Raw genomic sequence first — 10,012 nt, forward strand, 5'->3', positions numbered from 1 at the left:
ATGATGGCCAGTGTGGATGATGCTACAAAAGCAAAAGAGCAAATTGGTGCTTTAGCTAATAACCTGGGTAAATTAAACTCGGTATATGGCAACATGCTTAGTGCAATGCAGGGCAGATAAATAGTTTACGGTTTAGTTGACGGTTTGCAGTTGGTGATACACCAAACTTCTAAACCACTAAACGCCTAAACTAATTTAAAAAAGAAAACAATATTTTAACTTAACAACCCCGTAAATTTATAATATTATGGCTTTACCTAAAGAGCCCCGGCAAAAGATGATCAATATCATGTACTTGGTATTGACAGCGATTTTGGCGCTAAACGTTTCGGCTGAAGTTATCGAAGCCTTTAAAACAGTTCAAACAAGTTTGGATAACTCCAGCTCAAACATAAAAGCATCAAATGAAGTTTTATATGAATCATTAACTAAAAAGCTTAAAGAGCCGGAAAGTCAAAAACAAGCGGCAGTCTGGCAGCCTTTGGCTAATGATGCAAAAAAATATTCGTCAGAATTAAACGACTATATAGAAGGTCTTAAAAAGGAATTAAAAGAGGGATCTGGTTTAAGAATGGTTGAGAAAGACGGAAAGATGGTAGAAGATTATAAGCTTGACGGTTTGGATGCCTCTACAAGATTATTTGAAACCCAGGGAAAAGGTGATGTGTTAAAAGGAAAGTTAGACGATTACAAAAAGAAAATGCTTGGTATCCACCCTGAAATTAATCAACAATTTGCAGCTACTTTTCCTGTAAATACTGATCCTATTAAAAGTCAGGAAGGTGGAACAAAAGAATTTACAGCGGGTTATTTTCATATGACGCCGACAATTGCAGCCTTAACAATGCTGAGTAAGTTTCAAAATAATATTAAGAATGCAGAAAACCAGGTAGTAACTTACTGCCATAATAAAATTGGCGCAGTAGAAGTACATATGGATCAGGTAGGGATTTTGGTTGGACAAAGTTCTAACTATTTAATGCCCGGTCAGGAGTTAGTGGTAAAAGCAGGTGTAGGTGCATACAGTTCGGCATCTAAAGGATCACTTACAATAAATGGTTCTACATTACAACTTGTAAATGGTCAAACAGAATATAAAACAACAGTAAGTGGTGGCGGTCCTCATACTATACAAATTACAGGTACATTTACAGGCGAAGATGGTAAACCAGTTCCAATCAATCAAAAGGTGGAGTATGTAGTAGGAACACCGGGTGGTGCGGCAGTAATGCTTGATAAAATGAATGTATTTTATATTGGTGTTGATAATCCTGTTACTATATCTTCGGGTACTGGATGGGATAAAACAACGGTAACACCTTCAGGATGTACTATTACAGGTTCTGGTTCTAATAGAATAGTAAGAGTTTCTGCTCCAGGTGCTGCAAGCCTTACAGTAAATGCTGATGGGAAAAGCAACAAATTTGATTTTCGTATAAAAAGAATTCCTGATCCGGTATTTAAAGTGGGTGATGGTAAAATAAGAATGCCATCTGTTGCTTTTAAAGCTCAGGATTTTTGCAGAGCGGATTTAGAAGCATTCGACTTTGATACAAAATATACTGTTGTTAGTGCCACTGTTTATTTCTCTGGCGCAAATTTTGCAAACGTTCAAACAGCTGCAATAAACAGTAACAGCTTAGCGCCAGTTAAAGCGCTTATGGCAAGATGCGGACCTGGCTCTGTTATCTCTTTTGATAATGTTAAAGTAAGTGGTCCTGATGGATCCAGAACAATAGATGGTAAATCAATTGCGTTATATTAATCGTAATAATTATAAAAGCTATGAAAAAGCACTTTGTTAAATATTTTTTGTTAGTAATCTGTTTAGGGTTATTCGTTAACGCAGCCGAAGCTCAAAAAAAGGGTCGTACAGCAGTTAAACGAACAACTACCAAAAAGACTGCTAAAACAAAAACCAAGGCAAAAATAAAACCTACCACAGCTACTGCAGATACTGTAGCTAAAGCTGTAGTAGTTGCAGCGCCTGTAAAAGACAGTTTACCAATTAAAATGGTATTGCCATCTTTACGTCCGGATGAAGCTGTAGAAACTTCAAGTTTAAGAGACAGGACACCACTGCCTTATGAAAATTTACGAGCAGACGATGCTTTGTTCAGACATAAAATATGGCGTGAAATAGATACAAGGGAAAAATTAAATTTACCTTTTAAATATTCTGCGGACGAAAATAATGGTAATCAACGTTTTATTTCAATATTATTTAAAGCAATACAGGATAGCGCTGTAACTGTTTTTGATGCTATTGATGATAGATTTACCACTCCATTAAATGCAAGCCAGGTTTCTGGAAAAGTTGCTGGAGATTCAGTTGCTGTTCCTGTATTTGACGCAAATGGTGTACAAACTGGAGTTAAGTATCAACGCAATGACATAAATCTTGATTCTTTTTATAAATTTCATGTAAAAGAGGAAGTGATTTTTGATAAAGAAAGTTCTCGTTTATTTTGGAGAATACTGGGTATTGCTCCTGTTAAAAATGTAACAACGTCATTAGGTGTAAATCTAGGTGAAACAGAATTGTTTTGGGTTTATTACCCTGATATGCGCCCAATATTTGCAAAATACGAGGTATATAATGGCAAAAACTTTGGAGCCCGTATGAGCTGGGAAGAATTATTTGAAAGCCGTATGTTTTATGGCCGTATAATTAAAAGTACGATTGATAATCCAAATGATTATTTTATTAAAAATTATGGCGGATTAGGCGACAAACCAATTCTTCAATTGCTGGAAGGTGAAAATATTAAAGAAAAAATATTTAACTACGAGCAGGATTTGTGGAGTTATTAAGCCACGTATTTAAGAAACATATTTTACAGGCCCCCGATTTTCGGGGGCTTTGTATTTGTGCGCCGTTTACTAACTAAAACCCGCCTTTTAAAAAATACCACGATAAGGGTATTTTTTGTAACTAAACAGCAGTGTATATTTGTCTCGGTTTTTCATAGGATATTGGATTTTAAAACGGGGCAGGATTTCCATCCAGCCCCCTTGTTTTTTTAGCCGGTCTAACTTTTTCTATCCTTACATACTCCACTCAAAATTTTCGGCAACTTTTCTGTATTAAATAATCATTACTTTAAAAAATACCACTAAGAGGGTATATTTTATAATTATACAGCGGTGTATATTTGTCTCGGTTTTTCATAGGATATTGGATTTTAAAACGGGGCAGGATTTCCATCCAGCCCCCTTGTTTTTTTAAGCCCCCGCCAAAACCTCCCAGGGTTTATGCAGAGAATTATAATTGTAAATCTTTTTGCTAACGAAAGTTTTTAAGTAATAATAGTATTACAAAACCTGTGAGGTTTATAATGCAGAGTTTTTAAAATAGTCTATTACTATTTTTGTTTTTGCCCTGCCTACTAATTTTACCAAATCTTCTTCAGTTTGCAGCTTTATATTTTTTACCGATTTAAATTCTTTTAAAAGTAAATCGGCTGTGGCATTCCCTATTCCTTTTATTTGTTCCAGTTCGTTTTTAAAAGTGCCTTTGCTCCGCAGGTTTCGGTGAAAAGTAATGCCGTGGTTATGTACTTCATCTCTTATACGCCGTATTAGTTTAAGGCTCTCACTGTCCCACGGTAATTTTATAGATTGAGTGTCGCCTGGATAAAATATTTCTTCCTCATTTTTTGCAAGGCCAACAACAGTTATTTGTCTTAATGGGTCTGACGGATCATAGCCGTCTTGGCCCCTTAATGTGTTTATGCTTTGCATTGCGGCGCTTAGCTGGCCTTTACCCCCATCAATTATAACTAACTGAGGCAAAGGTTTGTTTTCATCTATCAAGCGTTTATAGCGCCGGTAAACCACTTCCGTCATCGAAGCAAAATCATTGATGCCGGTTACTGTTTTTACTTTAAATCTTCTGTACTCGGCTTTTGCAGGCTGCCCGTTAATAAAACATACCATTGCAGATACCGGGTAACTGCCCTGAAAATTAGAGTTATCAAAACATTCGATATGCGTGGGCAATTGCTGTAACTGTAAATCTTTTTGTAATAAAAGTAAAACCTGCAGTTTTTCATCCGTAGTCTTTTCTTCCAGGTGCAGCATTTTATTTCTTCTCAGATCTTCCTTGAAAAAGTTTACATTTTTTTCACTCAGTTCTAATAATTTTTTTCTGTCGCCGCCTTTGGGTATTGTTATTTCTGTGCCGGGCTCGGGATATTCTATTTTAAATGGTACAATAATTTCTTTTGCTTCGCTGGCAAAAGTGGTGCGTAATTGTGCTATACCAAAAGCCAGCACTTCGGCTGCAGTTTCTTCTAATTTTTTTTCGAGAATAATTGTTTTTGTTTGTACAATGGCACCATTACTAACGGCCAGGTAATTGATATAAGCAATATTTCCATCTTCCATAATAGAAAACACATCTACAGTACCCATTTTTGTATTTACTACAGCCGATTTTGACTGGTAATTTTGCAGGTGTTCTATTCTTTTTTGGTAGATAAGCGCCTTTTCAAATTCCATTTTTTCAGCATGTACTTTCATTTCTTTTTTAAAATGCTGAATAACTGAGGACAGGTTTCCTTTTAAAAGATTGGCAAGTTGATTTAATTCTTCGTTGTAATCATCTGCTGTTTGCAAACCTTCGCAGGGGCCTTTGCAATTACCTAAATGATATTCTAAACAAACTTTAAATTTTCCCTTATTAATATTGTTCTCTGTAAGGTTTAGCTTGCAGGTACGCAACAAAATATTTTGTTTTATAAAATCTAACAGCTCTTTTACTTTAACTACTGAAGTGTAAGGGCCAAAATATTTAGAACCGTCATTTATTTTTCTCCGGGTAAAGAAAACTCTTGGAAAAGGTTCTTTTTTTATAACAATAAACGGATAGCTTTTATCATCCTTAAGATTGATATTAAATTTTGGCTGAAACTCTTTTATCAATGTATTCTCTAAAAGAAAAGCATCCTGCTCACTGTTAACAATAGTAAATTCTATATGGTGGATGCGGTTAACCAGCTCGTGTGTTTTGTAACTGGTAAATGTTTTAGAAAAATAGGAACTTACTCTTTTGCGCAAATGCTTGGCTTTGCCAACATACAATAATTCGTTAGCCGCATCGTAATATTTATAAATACCGGGTTGTACAGGTATTGTGGAAGCAATTGCCGAAAACTCTTGTTGTGTCATTTTTAATTAATAGTCCCACGAAATTTTTTCTTCTTTTTCAATTGTTGAAGTGCCATCTGCAGCAGAAGCAATAGTTACTATTTTAAACCATTGATTACTTTGCCAGGTTAACTGCAGTATTTTATTGCTGCCACTTTTTTTTGTTATGTACACCCGCCTTACTTTACTTGTTTCCGGGTCCACATATACATCCCAGTGTATGAGTGATACCGAATCTGGAACATTGGTTTTTGCATCGTATGTAAATGTAAAAGCATCAATAGTTTGATCGAGAAATTTTGATTCGGTAAAGAAATTAATAAGATTAGTGGAATCAATTTCGGGTTGTAAAAACTCTTTAGACAATACATTTAAACTGTCAAGTTTTACCATAACCGAATCGGTGCGGTTGTTAATAGTGGTGTATTTTATTGGGGTTAACCCTTTCTCTTTTATTTCATGAATCTGCCCTTTTAAATAAGCGGTAACAGGGAAAAAAATGAGTTTTCCCTGCTCTGTACTAACTGCTGTTGTTTTTGTTTCTGACGAATTATTGCTACAGGCATACAGCAATACAATGGAAAATATAAAAAAGAATAACTTCATATTTCAAAATTAAATGTAATAGGCGGTAATTCAAAAACCCATTAATGCTAAAAATAAAAATGCAACAACTGTTCAGGTTGTTGCAAAGATTTTAGGGGATAAAAAATTAAAAACTTTTTACTATACCCACTTTAACACCAATATTATAAAGGTTTTCTTTTACAGTATATTTTTTATCGTAAGTAGATAATAACTGGTAGCGGAATTGAGGACCTGCCTGTAAAGTAAAGCCATCAAATTTATAATTTACATAAGTTTCAAAACCGGTGTTTAAATTCCATTTACTGATAGCAGAAGCATCAGCTACATAATTCTTTCTATCTGCCGAAATTAAGTAAGCCTTGCCACCCAATACAAATGTTGGTTGAATGGTTGCGCCAGAAAACCATTCTATTTTATCGTTGCCGTAAAGTTTTACAGCAAACCCAACAGGAATAGAAATTTGGTAGGTTTTGTTATGTATTTTTTTAGGCTGATAGCCATAAGTATTAGCCAGTGTTGATGAACTTGAATGCAAATAAGTGTATCCGGTGTTTTGATCAATTAGCATTAACGTGGTAGATACCGGATGATTGGTTTCATTTGCACTGGCAGCATAGTTGGTAAAATTGCCTTGTAAGCCAGCAGTAAAACGTATGTTTTTTGCAACGGCATAGTTAAAATTAAACCCGGCCTCTATACCTAAACTTGGGTTTTGATTTACTGATTGATTGGCACCCGGCCCTGACGATGCAAGCGCAAGAGACGATTGCATTGGAGGGAAATTGTATTTAGGATCGTTATAAAGTTTGCGGTAACCAATACTTGGTGTTGCATAAAATGTCGCGGTAGTGCGTTCTTTCCATTTTTTACGTTCAGATTTGTTATGCAGTGCATAATTTTCCATCCATGCTTTATCCTCGGTTGATATTTGTTTTGCAGTAAACGAATTTGCTTTTAAAGATTTAGTTTCTTTGTTACCGTCTTCAGTATTTTCTATATCAATTACCGGCGCTGTTAAGATGCCGGTAATAAAATCGCTGTTAGTTTTTTGAGTATTATCAGCATTGGGAATTATTTCTTCATCACTATTTATAGGTGAACCGGTTATTTCATCTTCTCCTGTTTTATTAGTTAAGCCATTTGTATTTATTGATAAGTCAAATGCCGGATTGCTTTGCTGAGATGACTGATCTTCTTTTAAAGTATTTTGGTTGCCGGAATTATTTGCTGGTGATGAAAGATTCCTTTTTAAATTATTGGCTTTAACTGACGCAACAATATTTTTTTGTAAATTATCCTTTTGTGAAAAATTTGCAATATTAGCATCACCAGAAGGAGAGGCCACGGGTAGATTATCAGCAATTACTGGCGCAACAATATTTTTTGAATTAATATTTTCGGGCTGCGGAGTATTTTTTTGTACAGTTGCAATACTTTGTGTTTTATCGGAGTTGCTGTAATTACTATTCCAGTAACCAGCCATAAATAAAGCAATAATCAAAAGCATGCTTACCGCAACAGAGGGCCATTTACGCCCCGGATGCAAGTCGTTATATATGCTGTGCCAAACCCGTTTAGAAGGATACATCCTGAATTCGTCTGACTTTTCCTTTAACAGTTGCTCAAAATCGTCGTTGTAAAAATTTGTTTCCATCGTTCACAAAAAGCTGTTAGTTATTGGTAATTCACAAATTATTTTTATAAGCTGTAATTTACCCCTGAGTTCCCGAGGCTGCAAGCCTTATTCGTTCTTTTGGTTTTTGAATAATTTTTTTTCTTATTAATATTTCTTCAAGCATAGCCTTAGCCCTTGTATATTGGCTGCGGCTGGTGCTTTCCTCAATATCAAGCATGCCTGCAATGTCTTTATGCGGAAAACCTTCAATAGCATATAAGTTAAGTACCGTACGGTAACCGAGTGGTAACATTCTTATACATTCCACCACTTGCTTTGCCTGCATAATAGAAGGTATCATTTCTTCATTAATGTAAACACTGTGTGCATGAATGATATCTAAACTGTCAGAGAACTTTTTATGTTTTTTAAGATTATTGATACAGGTATGTACAATAATCCTTCTTATCCAACCTTCTAAAGCACCTTCATTTCTGTACTGGTGCATTTGGGTAAATACTTTTATAAAACCCTCCTGCAACATATCCTCCGCATCTTCCCTGTTTTTTGCAAACCTGTAACATACCCCAAGCATCCGTGGGCTGAAACGGTTGTACAATGCCTCTTGCGCTGCGGCATTATTTTTAAGACATCCGGCTAGCATTAGCTCTTCCGTCATATTTAGTGCTTTGTTTTCCCTGTGAATTTAAGACAAATTATTGTAAACAACTGCTGCTTTAATTGTTAAATTCTTAAAATTTTTAACAAACAATGGGGAAAAACTCAATATTTCTGACAGCTGGAGCAAGGTATAAATTTTAATGTCATGTATTTATAGCTTTTGTAAAACGATTTGCTAACTGATAAAATAAAGACCAGATACTGATATCCGGCCTTTATTCTTCAATTTTAATTAATCTTCTGCCATAGATTAACTACTGGCTTTTTACCAGTTAGCTCTTAAGGCTACTATAAAATTTCTTCCTCCGGCAGAAAACCCCGAAGCAAAATACCTGTAATTTTTGTCAAAAATATTTTCTACCCCAACCTGTAATTGAACATTCTTTGTAAAATTTACACTCACCTTCAGGTTGGCAGTTAACCAAGCTGGCATACCATCCGCAGTTGCATATTGTGCATTATCTTCTCCATCGGCATTATACTGGTCTAAATATTTCCAGCCATTGTATAAAAGATAAAATTCTGTGTTGAATTTTTTATGCTGAAAGGCGACGCTTGTCTTACCCATCACCGGCGGAATATGATCTAATGGCTTGCTGGAAACATTTTTATTAATAAGTGAATAAGTGCCATTGGCTTGTTTTTCATAAACAAGAGAAGATTTTGAATTATCTGTTTTAAACCTGCCCTTTGTGTAACTGAGTGTACTGTTAAATGTTAGGCCCGAAATAATTGTTGCAGTTATACCAAATGTAAAACCATATAAGCTGGCTTTGTTTGCATTTTGGCTGGCTAAAACCTGGCTGTTTACACCGTTGTAAATAACTGAATCCTGCCCGTTTAATTTAAAAGGTGCTTTTACAATGGCATTGCTGAATAAAGTGTAAAAACCGGTTAACTCAAGATTTACATTATTAACAATGCGCTGGTTAATAGATAAATCTAAATTATAAGTGTACTCAGGTTTTAAATTAGCATTGGGAACTACCACTTGTTTTGCAGGAGTACTTGATTCAAAAACTTTTGACAGGTCATCAATATTGGGGGTTCTAAATCCTGATGAAAGCGAGGCCCTGAGAATGGTGTTTTTTTGTGGCGTGTAAATTATTCCTGCATTTCCTGTTACAGCAATATTGTTTTGTACAACTGCTGTATCGGGTAAATTAAAAAAAGAATTATCCATTACATTACTTTTTAAACGAATTACCTGGAACCTGAGGCCATCATTTAAAACCCATTTTGTATTTTTAAATTTATAAGTATGCTGGGCATATACACCAAAATTGTTCATCGTGTTTTTGCCATCGGGGTATCGTGTATTTAGTTTACTTATGGCGCCGGTATTTAAGTTAGTTCTGCTTGCTGTTGATTTTACATCGTTTAATTGAACATCTGCGCCAACGGCGAGTTCGTTATTGCCCTTAATTCTTCGACCGCTGATGGTTGCCCCAAATACTTTTACTTTTTCTACCTGGCTGTCAAATCTGTCGTAGCGCCTGTATTCTCTTGTCTGGCGGCTTTCTTCAATAGCCTGGTAATTAATATTTGCTTTAACCTCATTAAAAAAACCTGCGTTGGTAACATTAAGTTGATAATAGCCCATCAATCTTTTTTGTGGGCCATAATACCATTCGGCAAAACGTAACGTGGTACCAATGGAGCCGCCAAAATTTTTGGTATCCTGCAGGCGATCGTACCGGGGTACATTATTAGTGTTAGATAATTGAAAGTTTACAGAGTGCGTAATATTTTCATTTTGCTTAAATAAAAATTTCTGGGTAATATCCCATTGTTTATATCCCGAAAATTTTTGCATCCTGTCATCCGGATTGGTTAAAACAGAATCTATGCCATTAACCCGATCAATGTATTGGCTTCTTCTTCCAAAATTGGGATACTTACTGTTGTAGTTGCTGCCAATTTTTAAATCGCCAAAATCGCTGTAATTATATGCCTGAAACCAGGCGAATTTTTTAC

General features: G+C 35.5%; 7 protein-coding genes. 2 read left to right on the forward strand and 5 right to left on the reverse strand.

Annotated elements, in window-relative coordinates; genetic code table 11:
* Positions 1-247: 247 nt before the first annotated feature.
* A complete protein-coding gene (porM, locus tag ACY651_RS18200; RefSeq protein ID WP_462254931.1) occupies positions 248-1,765 on the forward strand; it encodes a type IX secretion system motor protein PorM/GldM in 1,518 nt (505 codons plus the stop codon).
* Positions 1,766-1,785: 20 nt separating this feature from the next.
* On the forward strand, positions 1,786-2,814 hold the full coding sequence (gene porN, locus ACY651_RS18205; RefSeq protein ID WP_462254932.1) for a type IX secretion system ring subunit PorN/GldN: 1,029 nt from the start codon (positions 1,786-1,788) through the stop codon (positions 2,812-2,814).
* A 519-nt stretch (positions 2,815-3,333) separates the two neighbouring features.
* Here porN and uvrC read toward each other — a convergent pair.
* From uvrC to ACY651_RS18230, 5 genes are all read right to left on the reverse strand, one after another.
* Entirely contained in the window at positions 3,334-5,172 is a 1,839-nt protein-coding gene (uvrC, locus tag ACY651_RS18210) for an excinuclease ABC subunit UvrC (protein ID WP_462254933.1), read from the reverse strand.
* Positions 5,173-5,178: 6 nt separating this feature from the next.
* Positions 5,179-5,757, reverse strand: a complete 579-nt coding sequence (locus ACY651_RS18215; protein ID WP_462254934.1) for a hypothetical protein — start codon at positions 5,755-5,757, stop codon at positions 5,179-5,181.
* A gap of 106 nt (positions 5,758-5,863) precedes the next feature.
* A complete protein-coding gene (locus ACY651_RS18220; RefSeq protein ID WP_462254935.1) occupies positions 5,864-7,393 on the reverse strand; it encodes a hypothetical protein in 1,530 nt (509 codons plus the stop codon).
* A gap of 58 nt (positions 7,394-7,451) precedes the next feature.
* On the reverse strand, positions 7,452-8,033 hold the full coding sequence (locus tag ACY651_RS18225) for an RNA polymerase sigma factor (RefSeq protein ID WP_462254936.1): 582 nt from the start codon (positions 8,031-8,033) through the stop codon (positions 7,452-7,454).
* A gap of 267 nt (positions 8,034-8,300) precedes the next feature.
* Positions 8,301-10,012 (reverse strand): TonB-dependent receptor (locus ACY651_RS18230; RefSeq protein WP_462254937.1); only part of this gene is annotated, 1,712 nt, incomplete at its 5' end.

The organism is Ferruginibacter sp., from assembly GCF_031391665.1.
GTDB lineage: Bacteria > Bacteroidota > Bacteroidia > Chitinophagales > Chitinophagaceae > Ferruginibacter.